The sequence below is a fragment of the Micromonospora sediminimaris genome, assembly GCF_016863575.1.
GTDB classification, from domain to species: domain Bacteria; phylum Actinomycetota; class Actinomycetes; order Mycobacteriales; family Micromonosporaceae; genus Micromonospora; species Micromonospora sediminimaris.
Window position 1 is genome coordinate 1 of record NZ_BOPD01000003.1, and the last position, 17,213, is coordinate 17,213.

Consider the following 17,213-nt stretch of genomic DNA (forward strand, 5'->3'; position numbering starts at 1 on the left):
GACCCTTAAACCGCAACCACGCCGGAGCCGCACACCCCAGAACTCAGGCTCAGGTGGCGCTGATGGTGCCGGTGAGCAGCAGGGCCAGGACGAGCGTGCCGATCGCGACCCGGTAGAGCACGAAGATGTAGAGGGTGTGGTGCGCGACGTAGCGCAGCAGCCAGGCGATGGCCGCGTAGCCGACACCGAACGCGATGAGCGTGGCGACGACCATCTGCGCGACGCTGGGTACCGAGGTGCCGGGTGCCGCCGGTTCGAAGACGTCACCCAGGCTGAACACCCCGGACATCACTACCGCCGGGATGGCCAGCAGGAACGAGTAGCGGGCCGCCGTTTCCCGGGTCAGGCTCAGGAAGAGACCGAAGGTGAGCGTCGCTCCCGAGCGTGACACGCCGGGGATGAGCGCCAGCGCCTGGGCGAAACCCATCACCACGCCGTCCCGCATCCGGAAGTCCCGCAGCGTACGGGTCTGCCGGCCCCAGTACTCGGCGAAGGCGAGCACGAAGGCGAACACGATCAGGGTGGTGGCCACCACCCACAGGTTGCGGGCGGTTTCTCGGATCTGGTCCTTGAACAGGAAGCCGAAGAGACCGATCGGGATCGAACCGATGATCACGTACCAGCCCATGCGGTAGTCAAGGCTGGAACGGACGGATTTGTCCCAGATGCCGACGACCCAGGTTCGGCCGATACGCCAGATGTCCTTGGCGAAGTACAGCAGCACCGCCGCCTCGGTGCCCAGCTGGGTGACCGCGGTGAACGATGCTCCGGCGTCCTGTTCGAAGAAGATCGCCGAGGTGATCCGCAGGTGACCCGAGGAGCTGACCGGAAGGAACTCGGTCAGGCCCTGGACGATGCCCAGGACGATGGCTTCGATCCAGGTCACTCCCCGACTCCCGAGAGGTCCAGCGCCTCGGCGACGGTCCGCAGGGTCTGCACACCGGTGTCGCGGTCGGCGGCGAAGAGGGTCACCGACAGGGTGGTGACCCCGGCCTCGGCGTACTCGCGCATCCGCTCGGCGATGCGCTCCTTCGGACCGAGCAGCGAGGTCCGGTCAATGAACTCCATCGGCACGGCGGCTGCGGCGTCGCGCTGCCGCTTGGCCAGGTACAGCTCCTGCACCTCGCGGGCGGCGTCGCCGTAGCCCATCCGGGTGGCCAGTTGGTTGTAGAAGTTCTGCTGGCGGCTGCCCATCCCACCGACGTACAGCGCCGCGTACCAGCGGACCAGCTCGGCGCAGGAGTTCAGATCGTCGCCGACCACGACCGGCACGGACGGCACCACGTCGAAGCCGGCCAGTTCCTTGCCGGCCTTGGCCCGGCCGGCACGCACCGCCGCGAGCTGCTCCTGGGCGAACTCGGGCGCGTAGAAGACGGCCAACCAGCCGTCGGCGATCTCGCCGGCCAGTTCCAGGTTCTTCGGGCCGACCGCGGCCAGGTAGATCGGGATGTGTTCGCGCGGCGGGTGGAAGCCCAGCCGCAGCGCCTTGCCGGGGCCGTCGGGCAGCGGCAGCGTGTAGAACTCGCCGTCGTAGGCGACCTCCTTACGGCCCACCGCCAGCTTGACGATGTCCACGTACTCGCGGGTGCGGGCCAGCGGCTTGCCGAACCGTACGCCGTGCCAGCCCTCGGAGACCTGCGGGCCGGACACACCCAGGCCGAGCCGGAACCGTCCCCCGGAGAGCGAGTCGATCGTGGCCGCGGTCATCGCGGTCATCGCGGGCGTCCGGGCGGGGATCTGCATCACCGCGCTGCCGATGTCGATTCGCTCGGTCTGCCCGGCCATCCAGGCCAGCATGCTCGGCGAATCGGAACCATAGGCCTCGGCGGCCCACACCACCGAGTAGCCGAGCCGGTCCGCCTCCTGAGCCAGGGCCAGGTGATCGGCCGGCGTGCTCCACGCTGTCTGGTATCCGAGGCTTAGCCCGAGTCGCACAGAGTCCTCCCCCATCCGCAGTCGCATCAGGTTACGCGGTGTGGGTGGCCGGGACGATCACCGGCTCACCCCGATTCGCGGGCAGACTCGACGGGAGCGAGGATATCCGTCCGGCCCTGGTTCGAAATAAGGTTCACCCATGCAGCAGCGACCGCTCGGCCGCAGCGGGCTGGCGGTTTCCCGGCTCGCGCTCGGCACCATGACCTGGGGCCGGGACACCGACGCCGACGACGCGGCCGCGCAGTTGAAGAGTTACCTCGACGCCGGTGGCAACCTGATCGACACCGCCGACGTGTACGGCGACGGCGACGCCGAGTCGGTGATCGGCTCGCTACTGGGCAGCCTGGTGCCCCGCGAGGAATTGTTGATCGCGACGAAGGCGGGGCTTCGTCCGGGCGGCAGCCGACGCCGGGACGGCTCCCGAGGGCACCTGCTACGCACGCTGGACGCCTCGCTGCGACGGCTCGGCACCGACCACGTCGACCTGTTCCAGGTGCACGGCTACGATCCGCAGACTCCGCTGGAGGAGACCCTCGCGGCACTTGATCATGCGGTGGCCAGTGGCCGGGTCCGCTACGTCGGCGTGTCGAACTTCTCCGGCTGGCAGACCGCCCGGGCGGCGGCCTGGCAGGCGGCCTGGCCGGGGCGGGCCCCGGTGGTGGCCGCCCAGGTGGAGTACTCACTCCTGGAGCGGGGGGTGGAGCGGGAGGTACTGCCCGCCTGCGAGGCGCTCGGGTTGGGTGTGCTGCCCTGGTCCCCGCTCGGCCGCGGCGTGCTGACCGGCAAGTACCGGCACGGTCGCCCGGCAGACTCCCGAGCGGTTTCGCCCCATTTCGAGCGTTTTGTCGCCACCTACCTGGAGCCGCGCTGCTCCAGCATCGTGGAGGCGGTGGCCACGGCCGCGGGTGGCCTCGGCGTCTCCCCGCTGGAGGTCGCGTTGGCCTGGATCCGGGATCGGCCGGGAGTGACCGCCCCGATCCTCGGTGCGCGCACCTCCGGACAGCTGCTCGGGGCGCTTCAGGTGGAACGGATGACCCTGCCCGACGAGATCACCACGGCGCTGGACGACGTTTCGGCGCTGGAGGTCGGCTATCCGGAGCGGGATGGTTGAGCATCACCCGGTGAAGGGTGGCGCTCCCGGGGTCCAACTGGGCAGCATAGGCCCCATGGACTACGAATACGCGCCGCTGCGGTTACCGCCGAACGTCGATCGGTTGACCGCCGCGGCGCAGCTGGCGATCCAAGCGGAGTACTCCGGCTGGGAGCTGGCCCGGGTGCGGCTGTTCCGCGACGGTACGCGGCAGGTGATGCTGCGCCGCCGACGGGTCAACCAGCCGCAGCCGGGCCTGTCGTACTGACCGTCGGCGGTGCGGCAACCACCGGGCCGACCGTACCGGCCGGCCCGGTGACCGATGGGGCAGCCTGTGCTGTCAGTGCACGTGGTCGTGCTCGTCGTCGAGTTCCAGGAACGGGTGCTCGTCGAGGCGGCCGACCAGGCGGTCGTCGGCGCCGGGCTGGAACGGACCGGCCGGGTCGTCGTCGGCGAACGACTCCAGGTCGACCGGGGTACCGACCTCACTGACCATCACCACACCGTCGAGCGGTTCCAGCTCCGGCACGTCGAGCGCGCCGAGCGAGCCGTCGCCGCTCTGCAGCAGCTCCAGCACGGCCTCGCCGACGCCCTCCACCGGCGGCACCTCCTCGTCGCCGGGCACGCCCTCGCGGCGGGCGGCCTCGGCGATGCGGATCAGCGCGGAGACGCTCGGCACCCGGTAGTCGCGCCGCTGGCGTACGGAGATCACCTGCGGGTGCGGGTCGGTCGACTCGACGCCCTCGCCGCCGGCGAAACGCTGATCGGCCTCGTCGGGGTCGATGGACTCGACGTCCCACGGGGTGACCTCGCCGAAGGCGTCCATGAGTTGCTCGTCGTAGGCGAACGACGCATTGTTCAGCGCGACGTACGCCTGCCAGACGTCGTCGTCGTCGATCCGGCCCTGCGCGGCCCGGACGGCGGCCAGGTGGTGGCGGGCCGCTTCGATCACGCGCTCGAGAGCGGCGTCCAGCTCACCGTGCTGGTCGGTCATGTGAGGCGTCCCCTTCACGAAGAATCCAGGATGTCTAGCAGGTACGCAGGAACCGGTCGAGAACCCGCACGCCGAACTGTAGTCCGTCCACCGGGACCCGCTCGTCGATGCCGTGGAACAGCGCCGAGAAGTTCAGGTCGGCCGGCAGGCGCAGTGGCGCGAACCCGAAGCAGCGGATGCCCAGCTGCGAGAAGGCCTTGGCGTCGGTGCCGCCGGAGAGCATGTACGGCACGGGTCGGGCACCCGGGTCCTCGGCCCGCAGCGCGGCGCCCATGGCCGCGACCAGCTCGCCGTCGAAGGTGGTCTCCAGCGCCGGCTGCCGTTGGACGTACTCGATGGCGATGTCCGGGCCGATCAGCTCACGCAGCTGCCGCTCCAGCAGCTCCGACTGTCCGGGCAGGCTGCGGCAGTCGATGGTGGCGCTGGCCCGGCCGGGGATCACGTTGTCCTTGTAACCGGCGGCGAGCCGGGTCGGATTCGCGGTGTTGCGGATGGTGGCGCCGACGATGTTGGCGATCGGGCCGAGCTTGGCGATGGCGGCCTCCGGGTCGTCCGGGTCCAGGTCGATCCCGAGCACCTCGGAGACCTCCTCCAGGAAGGCGCGCACGGTGTCGGTGACCACCACCGGGAAGCGGTGCCGGCCGATCCGGGCCACGGCCTCGGCCAGCGCGGTGACCGCGTTGTCGTCGTGCAACATCGAGCCGTGCCCGGGCCGGCCCTTGGCGTACAGCCGCAGCCAGTCGATGCCCTTCTGGGCGGTCTCGATGAGGTAGAGCCGCCGCGCCGGGTCCACCGTGTACGAGAATCCGCCGACCTCACCGATGCCCTCGGTGCAGCCGTCGAAGAGCTCACGGTGCCGGGTGGTCAGGAAGTGCGCACCGTACTCGCTGCCCGCCTCCTCGTCGGCGGTGAACGCGAGCACGATGTCCCGTGGTGGGCGCACCCCCGTACGCTGCCAGTGGCGTACCACGGCCAGGACCATCGCGTCGAAGTCCTTCATGTCGATGGCACCGCGACCCCACAGGTAGCCGTCGCGCAGCTCACCCGAGAACGGGTGCACCGACCACTCGTCGGCATCGGCCGGTACGACGTCCAGGTGCCCGTGCACGAGCAGCGCGCCACGGCTGGGGTCGACACCGGGTATCCGGGCGACCACGTTGGCCCGACCGGGCGCGGACTCGTGGACGACCGGGGTGATGCCGACATCGGCGAGCTTTTCCGCGACGTACTCGGCCGCGCCGCGTTCGCCGACGCTGGTGGCGTTGTCGCCGGTGTTCGTGGTGTCGATGCGCAGCAGGTCCCGGCACAGCTCGACGACCTCGTCGGTCGGCGCGGGAAGGGCGGCGTGGGCGTCGCTCGTCATCGTGCCTTCATATCAGCCTAGAGTTTCGGTTCGGGCGGCCGCGGGTACTGCCGCGCCTGCCCGATGCCCGTCGAAGCCCTCTCGTCGCTCCGCCCGCCCGCCCAGGAGGCGACCATGTCCGTCCATCTGCCGCCGCTGCCACCCACTCCCGGGGACGCCTACCAGCCCACCGGGCGCAGCATCGCCGACCTGGTCGCCGAGGAGCACCGGCAGCTGCTGCAGTTGACCCGGCGGCTGATCGAGCCCGGTCCGGACCCGGAGCACGGCCGCGACGTCCTGGTCGCCGCCCTGTCGCGGCACCTCTCCGGCGAGGAGCAGTACCTGCTGCCCGCCGTCCGGCACGCCGTCGAGGGCGCGAACCCGCTTGTCGACGAGGTGTTGACCGGCGACGTCGAGCTGCTGCGGGCCCTGCGGGAGCTGACCGACGAGAACCTGCCCGACATCGCCGCCCGGGTCGAGGCGCACGCCCGTGCGGTCGATCCGCTGATGCAGCGGCTGTGTGCCTCCGCCACCGAGGAGGAGCTGATCCGGCTCGGCAACCGGTTGGAGATCGCCGAGGAGGCGGCACCGACCCGACCGCATCCGGCGGTGCCGCACAACCCGCCGTGGAACCGGATCGTCGAGCCGGCGGTCGGGGTGGTCGACAAGGTTCGGGACGTCCTCGCCGGTCGGCATACCCAGTTGGGTGAGCTGACCGAGCCGCCACCTCGGTGAGAGACCCACGCCACGTTCATGGTCGTTGATCCGTCCAGGCACTACCGCCGGCTGCGCCGTGGCCCTACCGTCACGCTATGAACCTGGAGTTGCGCCACCTGCGGGTGGTCTGCGCCATCGCGGAGACAGGGAGCGTGACCAAGGCGGCCTCGACGCTCGGCCTGGCCCAGCCGGCGTTGACCGCCCAGCTCCAGCGGATCGAACGCACCCTCGGTGGGCCGTTGTTCGAACGGGACCGGCGCGGCGCGCGGCCCACCGCCCTCGGCGAGCTGGTGCTCGCCCGGGCCCGGGTGCTGCTGCCGGCGATGAAGGGCCTGCAGGACGAGGCGGCCCGGTTGGCCGGCGCGGGCGACGCCCCCCGCCGGTACCGGTTCGGCGGCGTGAACAGCCCGATCCTGGGTCGGCTGGTGCACCGGCTGGCCGCCGAGCAACCACAGGCGCAGATCAGCACGCATGCCTCCTGGTCGGTCGACGAGCTGGCCCAGCTGGTCGCCGGCGGACGGCTGGACTACGCGCTGACCGGGGTCTGCGGTGACTCGACACCGTCGGCGGACTACGGGCTGAGCTGGCGGGAGGTCGCGGTCGACCCGGTCATGGTGCTGCTGCCGGAGACCCACCCGCTGGCCGGGCGCGACGAGGTGGACCTGGCCGACCTGCGGCACGAACAGTGGGTGGCGGCCCCGGGGGACGGCTGCTTCGGCGACTGCTTCGCCGCCGCCTGCGCCCGGGCCGGGTTCACCCCCCGCAAGGTGTACGAGGCCGACGTGCGCAGCTGCATCGATCTGGTCGACGCCGGCGAGGCGGTGGCGTTGTGTCAGGCCACGTTCCGGCCGGTCGCCGGTCTGGTGACCCGCCGGCTGGTCGATGCGCCGCTGCGCTGGCGGCTGATGCTGGGCTGGCACCCGGAGTCCGCCGCCGCCCGCACCGCCGACCTGGTGCTGGAGACCGCTCTGGTCGCGTACACCGATGCCCTTGCGCCGCATCCGGCGTACCTGGCCTGGCTGCTGCGGAACCCGGCGTTCGGAGTTCGACGACCGGCACCGGTGGTGTCGGCGCATCGGGTGCGAACCGGCTGAGCGCGGGTAAGGGGCGGGTATGACCGACCTCTATCCCGCCGCCGACGACCGCGAACTGCTTCGTCGGGCTGCCGCCGCGCACACCGCAGCCGTACGCGAGTGCGAAGCGTTCCTGCGCCGGTTGCCGGAGGTGCCCGACCCGGCCGACCTGGCCGAGTACGCCAACCTGCTCACCCGCGAGGAACAGACCCGCGCCGACCGGCAGGCCGCCGCCGACGCCGCCGGGCTGGCCATCGCCAGCCTCGAAGCCGAGTAGCCCGCGCGGACGTACGGTCGTCCCCGGCGCGATGCGGCGGCGCCGGGGACGACCGTGGCGGGTCAGCGTTCGACGAGCACGTCGTGGCCCAGGTCGAGCAGGCTGTGCCGCCATTCGTCGTCGGAGTTGCCCCGGCCGGGCTTGGCCGCGGTCAACGATCGGATCCGCTCGACGGCGTCACGCATCACGTCGATGTCCTCCGGGGTCAGGTCGACCTTGCGTTTCCGCAGCACGGCGAGGATCTGCCGGCCCGGCTCCGGCAGGTTCAGGTCCGGGTCGGGGCCGAACGCGTTCTCGCCGGAGCCCCGGGTCAGCAGCCACTGTCGCAGTTGCTCGGACGGCACGTTGACCTCGGCGTGGAAGTCCTCCCAGAGCACTTCCACCTCTGGGTCGAGTCGCTGTTCGCGTACCATCAGCCCTCCTCTGCCGGCGGCGACCCGGACTCCTCCGGGTGCCCCTCGTCGGTCTGCCCGCCCAGCCCCTCCGGCGGCACCTGCACCCGGGCGGGGTTGGCCGTCGGTGGCGCCAGGATCGCCTCGGTCCGCTCGTCTTCGCGGGCCTCGTCCGGTTCGGTCATCAGTACCCTTCCGGTCAGCGGGGATGCGAGGTCTCCGCCCTGGCATGACCCCGGCCGGCCGCCACGTCGAAGGCCAGCCGGTCGTCCCGGGCGTCGACGGTGACCCGCTGACCGGGTGAGATCTGCTGCTCCAGCAGCATCCGGGACAGGTGGTTGTCGACCTCCCGCTGGATCACCCGGCGCAGTGGCCGGGCGCCGAACTCCGGCTGGTAGCCGTGGTCGGCGAGCCAGTCGATGCCGGCCGTGGTGAAGTCCACCTCGATGTCCTGGGCGTGCAGCCGGCGACGGGTCTCCTCCAGCAGCAGTTCGGTGATCTGGCGCAGTTGCTCGGCCTCCAGCCGACGGAAGATGATCACCTCATCGATCCGGTTGAGGAACTCGGGGCGGAAGTTCTCCTGCAACCGGCGCATCAGCCGCTCCCGCAGCTCGTCGCTCTCCTGCCCCGGCTCGCCGGCGCCGAAGCCGACCGCGCGCTGGGTGCCGGTGATCAGTTCGGAGCCGAGGTTGCTCGTCATGATGAGTACGGTGTTCTTGAAGTTGACGGTGCGGCCCTGGCTGTCGGTCAGTCGCCCGTCGTCGAGCACCTGCAACAGCACGTTGAACACGTCCGGGTGGGCCTTCTCGATCTCGTCGAGCAGCACCACCGCGTACGGGCGGCGACGCACCGCCTCGGTGAGCTGGCCGGCCTCCTCGTACCCGACGTAGCCGGGCGGAGCACCTACCAGTCGACTGACCGTGTGCCGTTCCTGGAACTCGCTCATGTCGACCCGGACCATCCGGTCCGCCTCACCGAACAGGGCCTCGGCCAACGCCCGCGCCAGTTCGGTCTTGCCGACGCCGGTGGGGCCGAGGAACAGGAAGCTGCCCATCGGCCGGTTCGGGTCGGCCAGGCCGGTACGGGAGCGACGGACCGCCTCGGCGACCGCGGCGACCGCGTCGTCCTGCCCGACGACCTTCTCGTGGAGCTGACCCTCCAGCCGCAGCAGCCGGTCGCGTTCCTCCTCGGTGAGCTGGCTGGCCGGGATGCCGGTGGCCCGGGACACCACCTCGGCGATCTCCTCCGGTCCGACCTCCGGCACCTGGCTGCCGCTGCCGTCGTCGCCCCGGGCCCGGTTGACCTGGCTCTCCAGTTCGGCGACCCGGTCGCGCAGGGCGGAGGCACGTTCGTACTGTTCGTCGGCGACGGCCTGCTCCTTGTCCCGCCGTACCTCCTCAAGCTGCTGTTCCAGGTCACGCACGTCGGCGTCCGGGGTCCGGGTACGCAGCCGGACGCGGGCGCCGGCCTGGTCGATCAGATCGATTGCCTTGTCGGGGAGGAAGCGGTCGGTGATGTAGCGGTCGGACAGGTCGACGGCGGTGACCAACGCCTCGTCGGTGAAGCGGACCTGGTGGTGTGCCTCGTAGCGGTCCCGCAGCCCGCGCAGGATCGCCACGGTGTCCTCGGCTGTGGGTTCGGGTACGAACACCGGCTGGAAACGCCGGGCCAGCGCGGCGTCCTTCTCGATGGTGCGCCGGTACTCGTCGAGGGTCGTCGCGCCGATCACCCGTAGTTCGCCGCGGGCCAGCGCCGGCTTGAGCATGTTGGAGGCGTCCATGCCGCCCTCGCTGCCCGCACCGCCCGCCCCGACCAGGGTGTGGATCTCGTCCAGGAAGATGATCAGCTCCTCCCGGTGGGCCCGGATCTCGTCGATCACCTTCTTCAGCCGCTCCTCGAAGTCGCCCCGGTACCGGGTGCCGGCGACCAGGCCGGCCAGGTCGAGCTGGATCACCCGCTTGCCGAGCAGCGTCTGCGGCACGTCGCCGTCGCAGATCTTCTCCGCCAGGCCCTCCACGATCGCGGTCTTGCCGACGCCGGCCTCGCCGATCAGCACCGGGTTGTTCTTGGTACGCCGGGACAGGATCTCCACCGCCTGCTCGATCTCGTCGGCGCGCCCGATCACCGGGTCGATCTGGTCGTTGCGGGCCAGGTCGGTGAGGTCCTGGCCGTACTGGTCGAGCGTCGGCGTGCCCCGGTCCGGTCGAGGCCCGCCGGCCGGACCACGTTCGGCATTGGCGGCCTGCAACGACTCCGGCTGGATCCGGCCGGCGGCGAGCATCCGGCCGGCGGGCGACTCCGGGTTCAACGGCAGGGCCATCAGGATGTGTTCGGGCCCGATGTAGTTGGCACCCATCGCCCGGGACAACTGATGCGCGTCGAGCAGGGCACGCTTGGCCGCCGGGGTCAACGACAGGTTCGGCGGCACCTCACCCTGTGGGGCGCCGTCGCCGCGTCCGCCGAGGGCGTTGACCAGGGTGTCCGGGTCCGCGCCCGCCCGCCGGACCAGGTCGCGCAGCGGCTCGCGTTGCAGCGCGGCCCAGAGCAGGTGGTCGGTGTCCAGGTCGTTGCTCTGCTTCTGCGCGGCCCGACGCGCCGCGTCGGCCAGCATCTCCCGCGCGTCCGCGGTCATCAGTCGGGTGATGTCGACCCGATGCGCCGGGCGTCGCCCGCCCTCGCCCCGACCGAAGTACCGCGCCAGGAACTCGTCCCACGGGTCGGAGCCGAAGTCACCGGGTCCAATCATGTCTGTCCTCCGCGGTCGGGCGAGACGGTCGGCACGGGCTACCCCGGCGCCGGCCGGACAAACGCCACGAAGGGCCAACCAGCCGTTGCCGACACCGGATGGCAGGCTGAACGGATGGAACCGACACCGCTGCTGATCGTGGACGCGGCCAACGTGGTCGGCTCGCGCCCGAACGGCTGGTGGCGCGACCGGGCCGGCGCCACCGCCCGACTACGCGACACGCTCGTCCCCCTGGGTGGGCGGGGTCTGCCGCCGGAACTGCCACCCCCGGTCGAGGTGGTGCTGGTGGTGGAGGGGGCGGCCCGGGACGTGCCGGGCGTCGAGGGAGTACGCGTGGTGTCCGCCGCCGGCTCCGGCGACGATGCCGTGGTCGACCTGGTGGCCGGCACCGGGCCGCGGCGACGGGTGGTGGTGACTGCCGACCGCGAGCTGCGGCAGCGGGTCACCGCGTACGGCGCGGAGGTGCGGGGACCACGGTGGCTGACCGGTGGTGGCGGTGGGTGATCGCCCACCCACCGGTCCCACGAATCGGACCCGGGGTGTCTATGGTCGACAACCGGTCAGCGGGGCAGGAACACTGACAGGGCAGTTGTTCTGTCCCCTACCGGCATAGGCTCTAATGGAGTCCTCCCCGCCCCCAGGAGGTTCCGCGTGGCGAGCGTCGCCGAGCTCAAGGCAGCCATCGATGTCGCACTTCAGCAGATCGGTGACGGTCAGAGCGCCGTGCAGGCCGCCGGCGAGAAACTGGCCGAGGCGCAGCAGACCCTCGCCGGGGCGCTGGAGGGCAGCGGTCACACCACGGTGGAGGCGGCGCAGGCGTCGCTGACCCAGGCCAGCCAGGAGCTGGAGGAGTGCCTCGCCGCGACACTCGTCGCGGTCGAGCAGGCCCAGCAGTACGTCTCGACGCTGTAGGGGCGGGCGTGTCCATCGTCGAGGAGGTCGGCGCGCAGGTCCGCGCCGCCGCCGAGGAGTTGCCGCTGGGTCTGCTCGGGCAGGCGCTGGAAAAATTCGGCCTGGCCAGTGAGCGGCTGCGCTGGGTACGTCAGGAGTCGGCCAACCCGATGGGGGTACCGGAGCTGTCCGCCGCCACCGAGCACGCGGAAACCGCCGGCTACGCGTTGCGGCTGGCCCAGGAGCAGCTGACCGCGTACCTCGCCGCGATCGGGCTGGCCCCCGACGGCGCGCCACCGACGCCGGGGCAGCCCGAACGGCGGCCGGTGCACGACGCGCCCGGGGCGGCCGAACCGGTGGTCGCCGCGCCCGAACCCGCCGGCGAGCTGCGGCTGCGTCGCTGGTGGTCGGTGCGGGTGGCCGAGCTGACCGGCGAGCGGGAGGGTCCGGCGGAACAACCTGACGAACGCATCGCTGACTCCCGGGAACTGCTGCACCGGGTGGTACGCGGTGTCCGGGCCGGTGATCGCGACCGGCTGCACCGCGAGCTACGTGGCGCGCACGCCGACGTCGGTCTGGGGCTGGCCGCCGTGGCCCCGCCGCTGCTGCGCGACCTCGCCAGCGAACTGCTGGGTCATCCGCCGCGCGGCGACGACCTCGCCCGGCTGCACCGCGAACTGGACGGTCGGGTCCGCGACCTGCTCCCCGGCCTGCCAGCCCCGGTGCTGGAAACCCTGCTCAGCCGGGTCTGCCGGATGCCTCCGCCGCGGCGCGGCGAGGGCGAGCAGCCGCACGCCGCCGACCCGGCGGTCACCGCCGGGGTGCTCACCGGTGTCCTGCTCGACCGTCTCGGCCGCGACCTGCCGCCCGAGCCCGGTGCCGGCGACCGGCCCTCCCACGGCCGGCCCACCTCCCCCGACGAGCCAGTCAGCCAGCCGAGGCGCGGTATCAATGGCTGACCGGCGCAATCAGCTGGTCACCCGCGTCCGGGAACTGCTCGCCGAGGCACTCGGTGCGTCCCGGCAACGGTCGGCCACGGCACAGATCACGCTCTCGGCGGCCCACGATCGGGCGGTGCGGGTACGTCGGGCCGCCGCCGGCGTGCCGGAGCGTGTCGGCGCCGAACGCGACCGCCGCCTCGCCGAGATCGACTCCCGGCACGCGGCACGGTTGGCGGTGCTGGCCCGGGAGGCGGCCGAGGCCGCGGCCCGGGAGGCGCCCGGCGCAGGTTCGGCGGACTGGCCTGGGTGGCGCCCCACCCCGGCCGAGCGAGCCGAACCACCGGGAGCGACCCGGATCGGCACCGTCCGGCTGGCCGGCACCGAGCCGGTACCGGCACTGGTACCGCTGCTCGATTCCGGGCACGTGACGCTGGACGGGGACGCCGACGGCTGCGCCGCCGTGGTCGCCGCGCTGCTGCTGCGTAGCCTGGGCCGGGCGGCACCGGGCAGCGTACGGCTGGTCGGCTACGACCCGGACCGGCTCGGCGGCGGGCTGGCCGGATTCGCTCCGCTGGGTCCGGCGGGGCTGCTCACCTTCGTCGGCCCGGGTGGTCTGGGTCGACTCCTGGACGACCTGGTGGAACAGATCCGCCGGATCAACGAGACCGTCCTGGCCGGCGAGCACGCGTCGCTGCGCGACCTGGCCGCCGCGACGGGACGCCGGCCGGAGCCGTGGCGGGTCGCGGTGCTGCTCGGCGGCGACGAACTGTCCCGGCACGAGCGCGGCCAGCTCGACCGGGTGGCCCGTGCCGGCGCAGCCTGCGGGGTCCACCTGATCGTGCGGGGTGTGCCGGTGCCCGACCAACAAGCGGTTACCCGGGTGACGGTGACCGCCGACGGCGCCCGGATCGGCAGCCTGCCGGTCCGGCTCGACCCGCCTCCGCCGGCTTCCCTGGTCACCGAGACCTGCCGGGACATCGCCTCCGTGGTCAGCGCCGGCCCCGCGCCCACCCCGTTCACCGATCTGCTGCCGCCGGCCGACCAGATGTGGCGGGAGGACTCGGCGACCGGGCTGACCGCGCCGATCGGTGAGGGACCACAGGGCCGGCCGGTGCTGCTCACCCTCGGCGACTATCCACCGCACGCGTTGATCGGGGGCCCCTCCGGCACCGGCAAGACAAACCTGATCTTCGCCTGGATCGGGGCCCTCGCGGCCCGATACTCCCCCGCCGAGTTGGAGTTCTACCTGCTGGACTTCAAGGAGGGGGTGTCCTTCGCCCGGTTCGCCCAGGGCCGGCGGGACCCGAGCTGGCTGCCGCACATGCGGCTGGTCGGCATCAACGTCAACACCGACCGGGAGTTCGGCCTGGCGCTGCTGCGCTTCCTGGCCGAAGAGTTGCGCCGACGGGCGGACGCGGCCAAGAAACACGAGGTCACCAAGCTGGCCGAGCTGCGCGCGGTGGACCCGACCGGACACTGGCCGCGCATCGTCGCGGTGGTCGACGAGTTCCAGATGCTGCTGGCCGGCCGGGACGCGGTCGCCCGGGAGGCGGCCGACCTGCTGGAGGACCTGGCCCGCCGGGGCCGCTCCCAGGGCATCCACCTGGTGCTGGCCTCACAGGACGTACGCGGCATCGAGGCGCTGTGGGGTCGACCCGCGCTGGTGGCCCAGTTCACCCTGCGGATCGCGCTGCCGAAGGCGCTGCGCATCCTCGCCGAACGCAACGACGCCGCCCAGTCGCTGCCGAAGTTCCACGCCGTGGTGAACGCCGAGTCGGGCCTTTCCGAGGGCAACCAGGTGGCCCGGATCCCGTCGGCCAGCGACTGGGAGACGTGGAGCGACCTGCAGCACCGGCTGTGGCGGATGCGTCCGGCGGAGGCGTCGCCCGCCCGTCTCTTCGACGGCGACGCCGTTCCTCGGCTGGCCGACGCGCCGGACTTCCGGGCGCTGCGGGCGCCGGAGGTCGGTACGCCCCGGGGGCCGGTCGCGCTGCTCGGCGAGATCATCGACGTGCAGGCCCGCTCGGCGGTGCTGCGCCTGCCCCGGGCACCCGGCCGTAACCTGGCCGTGCTGGGTACCCGGGTCGACGAGGCGTGCGCGGTGCTGGACTCGGCGGCCCGATCGCTGGCCCGGCAGCACCGCCCCGGCAGCGCCCGCTTCTCGATCGCCTGCCTGGATCCGGACGCCGACCCGGCAGCCCGGGCCCTGTACGAGGATCTCGCCGACGACGCCGCCTGGTACGACGAGGAGACCGTGGCCGAGCTGATGGCCGAGACGGCCGATGCACTGGGTGCGCCCGGCGCCACCGGAGCACCTCACTATCTGCTGCTGTTCGCCGTCGATGCGGCGGCTGGGACGCTCGCCGCACGCACCGGCCGCGCCACCGGGCTGGAGAGCCTGCGCCGGATCCTGCACGACGGCCCCGAACGGCGTACCCACGTGTTGGCCTGGTGGCGTGGGGTGGCCCGGATGCGCGCCGACCTGGGTGGCACCGGCGCCCGCACCGATCAGATCGGCGCCTGGGTGGCACTGGACACCCACGGCGGGGAGTTGGGCCCGTCGTTGTACCCGGGCAGCGGTGGGCCGGACTGGTACCCCCGCCCGTGGCGCGGGCTCTTCTTCGACCGGGCGGTGCACCGGACCGGGCAGACCATCATTCCCTACGGGCCGGCCCGATGAACGAACCGGTCACCAGCCAGACGTACACCGCCCAGCTGCGACGGCTCGCCGAGCTGGCCGCCCGGGTGCGCGAGCAGCGCGACGAGGCGCGAAACTGGTACGACCAGCAGTGTGCGGCGGCCGACCGAGCGGTGGCCGAGTCCGCCGACGAGGTGTACCAGGCCGAGCGGGAGCTGGCGGCCGCGCGCGAGGCACAGGAACGGGTGGACGCCGAGGTGGCGGTGCTGTGGCAGGAGCTGAACAGCCGGCTGGGCGGTGGCGGGCGACGGGCCGGGGCGCCGCCGGCGCCTGCGCCGGACGCGACCGGCGACCCGGTCGCGCTGCTGGAGGCGGTACGCGATCTACTGCGCCGTACCCGTCAGCCAGGCGAGCTACCGGGCAACGTCAATCCGCTGTTGGCGTTGTGTGGCGTCGGCGGTGCGGTGCTGGCGTACGCGCTGGGCGCCGTCGCCCGCGCCCTGGGTGTCCGCAACGACGGTGACCTGGCCGTCGGCCTGCCGGTGCTGGCGCTGGTGGTGACGCTGCTCGGCCCGGTGCTCGGCCTGATCCCGGCGCGCCTGATCGCCGACCGTCGCCACGCCGTGCTGAGCCCTCGCCCCGTCCTCATCGTCGTCATCGCCGGCCTCACCATCACTCTTCTCCTCCTGGCCCTCCCCCTCCCCTGACCACCCTTCCCCCCCTCGTTGATCAAGAAGTTCGCGTCGGGATTTCCGGCGAGACCGACGCAAACTTCTTGATCACGGTGAGCTGGGCGGCGGGACGATCAGGCGGGGGTGAGGGCGGCCTCGCGGAGGAGGCGGCGGGTGAGGGTGAGGCGGTCGGCGTCGGTGTCCAGGCCGGGGAGGTCGCCGACGCGGACCGCCGGGCCGGCGAGCAGCGCCCGCACCGCGGGTCCGCACTGCGCGGGCAGGGTGACCGTACGGTCGAAAAGGCGCAACGCCACGCGCTCGCCCTCGCTGACCAACTGCCAGCGCAGGCCCGCCCGGACGGTGACCCGGCTGTCGGCGGTGAGCGCGGTGATCGCGGCGGCCTGAGCCAACGGCCGGATCGGCACCGGACGCGACGCCGACCAGGCCCGTTGCCGCAGCCGGCCGGCCACGGCGGCCGGGTCGGCCCGCAGCAGCCACTCCCGCAGCGCCTCGACCGTCTCGGTCAGCTCCGGTTCGATGGCGTCCGGATCGGCCACGTCGACGCCGAACGGCAGGGTCGCCCGCAGTCGCTGGTCCTCGGCGGCCAGCGCGAGCAACTCCTCGACCAACGCGTACCGGGTCAACGCCCGGACACCGACGGTCAGGTGCAGCGAGCTGGATTCCTGCGCCTGGGCGCTGTGCAGCCAACCCCGGGGCAGGTAGAGCGCGTCACCCGGTTCCAGGACGACGTCCAGCGCGGCGGGCCCCTGTGCGATCGCGGCGACCTCGTCGGCGCGGCCGCCCCATGGTTGCCGCTCCAGCGGGTCGGGCAGCACCGGCGGATGGATCCGCCAGTGCTTGCGGCCGTCGACCTGAAGCACGAAGACGTCGTGGGTGTCGTAGTGGGTGGCGAAACCCTGGCTGTCCGGCGGGGTGAGGTAGGCGTTGACCTGCAACGGCTGCCCCACGGCCAGGCTCAGGTCCCGGGTGAAGTCGATCAGCGCCGGCCAGGTGCGGTGCAGACCCTGCAGGACCAGGGTGGCGCCGTCGGCGTACAGCTGGAGGATCCTCTCGTCGAGGACCTGATCGTCGATCTCGGCGCCGGCGCCACCGCCGCCGGTGTACCGCGCCGCCGGCAGCACCTGGCCGTCCTTGGCCACCCGCAGGAAGGGGGTACGCAGGCCGCGCCGGCTGAGCAGTTCGTCGGCGTCGGCGGGACTGAGCAGATCAGTGAAGCCGGCCGGGTTGGGCAACTCGGCGGCGCGGGACAACAGCGGGGTGCGCCCCCAGTGCGCGGCGGCGAACTTCGCCGCTTCCACGCTGACGCAGCGGGCCAACGCGACCGCGGCCGACGCCCGATAGGCGGGCTCGTCGAGGCCGGACGGCACGGCGGCCGGAGACGAAGCCGCCGGGCGGCCGTGGCCGCCCGGCGGATCGAGATACGTCATGGCGATCCGTTACCGGGCTGCGCCGTCGGCGCCGCCGTCCTGCTGACCGGGGGTCGCG

General features: G+C 72.5%; 18 protein-coding genes. 10 read left to right on the top strand and 8 right to left on the bottom strand.

Translation table 11 applies throughout. The features are described from left to right. Nucleotides 1–49: 49 nt before the first annotated feature. Nucleotides 50–886 (bottom strand): undecaprenyl-diphosphate phosphatase, encoded by an 837-nt coding sequence (locus tag Vse01_RS02230; protein ID WP_093402796.1) that lies wholly within the window; start codon nucleotides 884–886, stop codon nucleotides 50–52. Beyond that, entirely contained in the window at nucleotides 883–1,935 is a 1,053-nt protein-coding gene (locus Vse01_RS02235) for an LLM class F420-dependent oxidoreductase (RefSeq protein ID WP_093402842.1), read from the bottom strand. The genes Vse01_RS02230 and Vse01_RS02235 overlap by 4 nt, the downstream gene beginning before the upstream one ends. A gap of 139 nt (nucleotides 1,936–2,074) precedes the next feature. On the opposite strand from Vse01_RS02235, the gene Vse01_RS02240 reads away from it, so the two are divergent. Both Vse01_RS02240 and Vse01_RS02245 read left to right on the top strand, forming a co-directional pair. Beyond that, entirely contained in the window at nucleotides 2,075–3,046 is a 972-nt protein-coding gene (locus Vse01_RS02240) for an aldo/keto reductase (RefSeq protein WP_093402795.1), read from the top strand. A gap of 55 nt (nucleotides 3,047–3,101) precedes the next feature. Next, a complete protein-coding gene (locus tag Vse01_RS02245; protein ID WP_093402794.1) occupies nucleotides 3,102–3,293 on the top strand; it encodes a DUF5703 family protein in 192 nt (63 codons plus the stop codon). Nucleotides 3,294–3,365: 72 nt separating this feature from the next. On the opposite strand, the gene Vse01_RS02250 is transcribed toward Vse01_RS02245, so the two are convergent. Together Vse01_RS02250 and Vse01_RS02255 are read right to left on the bottom strand one after the other, a co-directional pair. Next, nucleotides 3,366–4,019, bottom strand: coding sequence for a hypothetical protein (locus tag Vse01_RS02250; RefSeq protein WP_093402793.1), 654 nt, complete (start codon nucleotides 4,017–4,019; stop codon nucleotides 3,366–3,368). Nucleotides 4,020–4,053: 34 nt separating this feature from the next. Next, entirely contained in the window at nucleotides 4,054–5,382 is a 1,329-nt protein-coding gene (locus tag Vse01_RS02255) for a M20/M25/M40 family metallo-hydrolase (protein WP_093402792.1), read from the bottom strand. Between the two features lie 114 nt (nucleotides 5,383–5,496). On the opposite strand from Vse01_RS02255, the gene Vse01_RS02260 reads away from it, so the two are divergent. The 3 genes from Vse01_RS02260 (at nucleotide 5,497) to Vse01_RS02270 (ending at nucleotide 7,428) form a co-directional block, all read left to right on the top strand. After that, the gene (locus Vse01_RS02260) at nucleotides 5,497–6,096 is read left to right on the top strand and encodes a hemerythrin domain-containing protein (RefSeq protein ID WP_093402841.1); all 600 of its coding nucleotides are present in this window, start codon (nucleotides 5,497–5,499) and stop codon (nucleotides 6,094–6,096) included. Between the two features lie 77 nt (nucleotides 6,097–6,173). Beyond that, on the top strand, nucleotides 6,174–7,172 hold the full coding sequence (locus Vse01_RS02265) for a LysR family transcriptional regulator (protein ID WP_093402791.1): 999 nt from the start codon (nucleotides 6,174–6,176) through the stop codon (nucleotides 7,170–7,172). Nucleotides 7,173–7,191: 19 nt separating this feature from the next. Continuing rightward, nucleotides 7,192–7,428 carry a hypothetical protein gene (locus Vse01_RS02270; RefSeq protein WP_093402790.1) on the top strand — a complete coding sequence of 79 codons (237 nt, stop codon included), beginning with the start codon at nucleotides 7,192–7,194 and terminating at the stop codon, nucleotides 7,426–7,428. Between the two features lie 62 nt (nucleotides 7,429–7,490). Here Vse01_RS02270 and Vse01_RS02275 read toward each other — a convergent pair whose 3' ends face one another. The 3 genes from Vse01_RS02275 to Vse01_RS02285 are packed head-to-tail and all read right to left on the bottom strand — an operon-like array spanning nucleotide 7,491 to nucleotide 10,566. Beyond that, nucleotides 7,491–7,841, bottom strand: coding sequence for a DUF3140 domain-containing protein (locus Vse01_RS02275; RefSeq protein ID WP_093402789.1), 351 nt, complete (start codon nucleotides 7,839–7,841; stop codon nucleotides 7,491–7,493). Further along, the gene (locus Vse01_RS02280; protein ID WP_166458402.1) at nucleotides 7,841–8,005 is read right to left on the bottom strand and encodes a hypothetical protein; all 165 of its coding nucleotides are present in this window, start codon (nucleotides 8,003–8,005) and stop codon (nucleotides 7,841–7,843) included. Before Vse01_RS02280 ends, Vse01_RS02275 begins: the two co-directional genes overlap by 1 nt. A 14-nt stretch (nucleotides 8,006–8,019) precedes the next feature. After that, on the bottom strand, nucleotides 8,020–10,566 hold the full coding sequence (locus tag Vse01_RS02285) for an ATP-dependent Clp protease ATP-binding subunit (RefSeq protein ID WP_093402788.1): 2,547 nt from the start codon (nucleotides 10,564–10,566) through the stop codon (nucleotides 8,020–8,022). A gap of 114 nt (nucleotides 10,567–10,680) precedes the next feature. On the opposite strand from Vse01_RS02285, the gene Vse01_RS02290 reads away from it, so the two are divergent. The 5 genes from Vse01_RS02290 (at nucleotide 10,681) to Vse01_RS02310 (ending at nucleotide 15,743) form a co-directional block, all read left to right on the top strand. Beyond that, on the top strand, nucleotides 10,681–11,070 hold the full coding sequence (locus tag Vse01_RS02290; protein ID WP_093402787.1) for a hypothetical protein: 390 nt from the start codon (nucleotides 10,681–10,683) through the stop codon (nucleotides 11,068–11,070). Nucleotides 11,071–11,217: 147 nt separating this feature from the next. Continuing rightward, entirely contained in the window at nucleotides 11,218–11,478 is a 261-nt protein-coding gene (locus Vse01_RS02295) for a hypothetical protein (protein ID WP_092379879.1), read from the top strand. A gap of 8 nt (nucleotides 11,479–11,486) precedes the next feature. Continuing rightward, nucleotides 11,487–12,416, top strand: a complete 930-nt coding sequence (locus tag Vse01_RS02300) for a hypothetical protein (protein ID WP_093402786.1) — start codon at nucleotides 11,487–11,489, stop codon at nucleotides 12,414–12,416. Next, nucleotides 12,409–15,078, top strand: coding sequence for an FtsK/SpoIIIE domain-containing protein (locus Vse01_RS02305; protein WP_093402785.1), 2,670 nt, complete (start codon nucleotides 12,409–12,411; stop codon nucleotides 15,076–15,078). Before Vse01_RS02300 ends, Vse01_RS02305 begins: the two co-directional genes overlap by 8 nt. Then, nucleotides 15,075–15,743 carry a hypothetical protein gene (locus tag Vse01_RS02310; RefSeq protein ID WP_093402784.1) on the top strand — a complete coding sequence of 223 codons (669 nt, stop codon included), beginning with the start codon at nucleotides 15,075–15,077 and terminating at the stop codon, nucleotides 15,741–15,743. Before Vse01_RS02305 ends, Vse01_RS02310 begins: the two co-directional genes overlap by 4 nt. Nucleotides 15,744–15,841: 98 nt before the next feature. On the opposite strand, the gene Vse01_RS02315 is transcribed toward Vse01_RS02310, so the two are convergent. Next, the gene (locus Vse01_RS02315) at nucleotides 15,842–17,155 is read right to left on the bottom strand and encodes a cupin domain-containing protein (protein WP_093402783.1); all 1,314 of its coding nucleotides are present in this window, start codon (nucleotides 17,153–17,155) and stop codon (nucleotides 15,842–15,844) included. Nucleotides 17,156–17,213 lie beyond the last annotated feature (58 nt).

What these genes read in the sequence shown, in the direction of transcription:
- Vse01_RS02240 (WP_093402795.1), top strand. Translation starts at nt 2,075, where the DNA reads ATGCAGCAGCGACCGCTCGGCCGCAGCGGGCTGGCGGTTTCCCGGCTC.
- Vse01_RS02245 (WP_093402794.1), top strand. Translation starts at nt 3,102, where the DNA reads ATGGACTACGAATACGCGCCGCTGCGGTTACCGCCGAACGTCGATCGG.
- Vse01_RS02250 (WP_093402793.1), bottom strand. Translation starts at nt 4,019, where the DNA reads ATGACCGACCAGCACGGTGAGCTGGACGCCGCTCTCGAGCGCGTGATC.
- Vse01_RS02255 (WP_093402792.1), bottom strand. Translation starts at nt 5,382, where the DNA reads ATGACGAGCGACGCCCACGCCGCCCTTCCCGCGCCGACCGACGAGGTC.
- Vse01_RS02260 (WP_093402841.1), top strand. Translation starts at nt 5,497, where the DNA reads ATGTCCGTCCATCTGCCGCCGCTGCCACCCACTCCCGGGGACGCCTAC.
- Vse01_RS02265 (WP_093402791.1), top strand. Translation starts at nt 6,174, where the DNA reads ATGAACCTGGAGTTGCGCCACCTGCGGGTGGTCTGCGCCATCGCGGAG.
- Vse01_RS02270 (WP_093402790.1), top strand. Translation starts at nt 7,192, where the DNA reads ATGACCGACCTCTATCCCGCCGCCGACGACCGCGAACTGCTTCGTCGG.
- Vse01_RS02275 (WP_093402789.1), bottom strand. Translation starts at nt 7,841, where the DNA reads ATGGTACGCGAACAGCGACTCGACCCAGAGGTGGAAGTGCTCTGGGAG.
- Vse01_RS02280 (WP_166458402.1), bottom strand. Translation starts at nt 8,005, where the DNA reads ATGACCGAACCGGACGAGGCCCGCGAAGACGAGCGGACCGAGGCGATC.
- Vse01_RS02285 (WP_093402788.1), bottom strand. Translation starts at nt 10,566, where the DNA reads ATGATTGGACCCGGTGACTTCGGCTCCGACCCGTGGGACGAGTTCCTG.
- Vse01_RS02290 (WP_093402787.1), top strand. Translation starts at nt 10,681, where the DNA reads ATGGAACCGACACCGCTGCTGATCGTGGACGCGGCCAACGTGGTCGGC.
- Vse01_RS02305 (WP_093402785.1), top strand. Translation starts at nt 12,409, where the DNA reads ATGGCTGACCGGCGCAATCAGCTGGTCACCCGCGTCCGGGAACTGCTC.
- Vse01_RS02310 (WP_093402784.1), top strand. Translation starts at nt 15,075, where the DNA reads ATGAACGAACCGGTCACCAGCCAGACGTACACCGCCCAGCTGCGACGG.
- Vse01_RS02315 (WP_093402783.1), bottom strand. Translation starts at nt 17,155, where the DNA reads ATGACGTATCTCGATCCGCCGGGCGGCCACGGCCGCCCGGCGGCTTCG.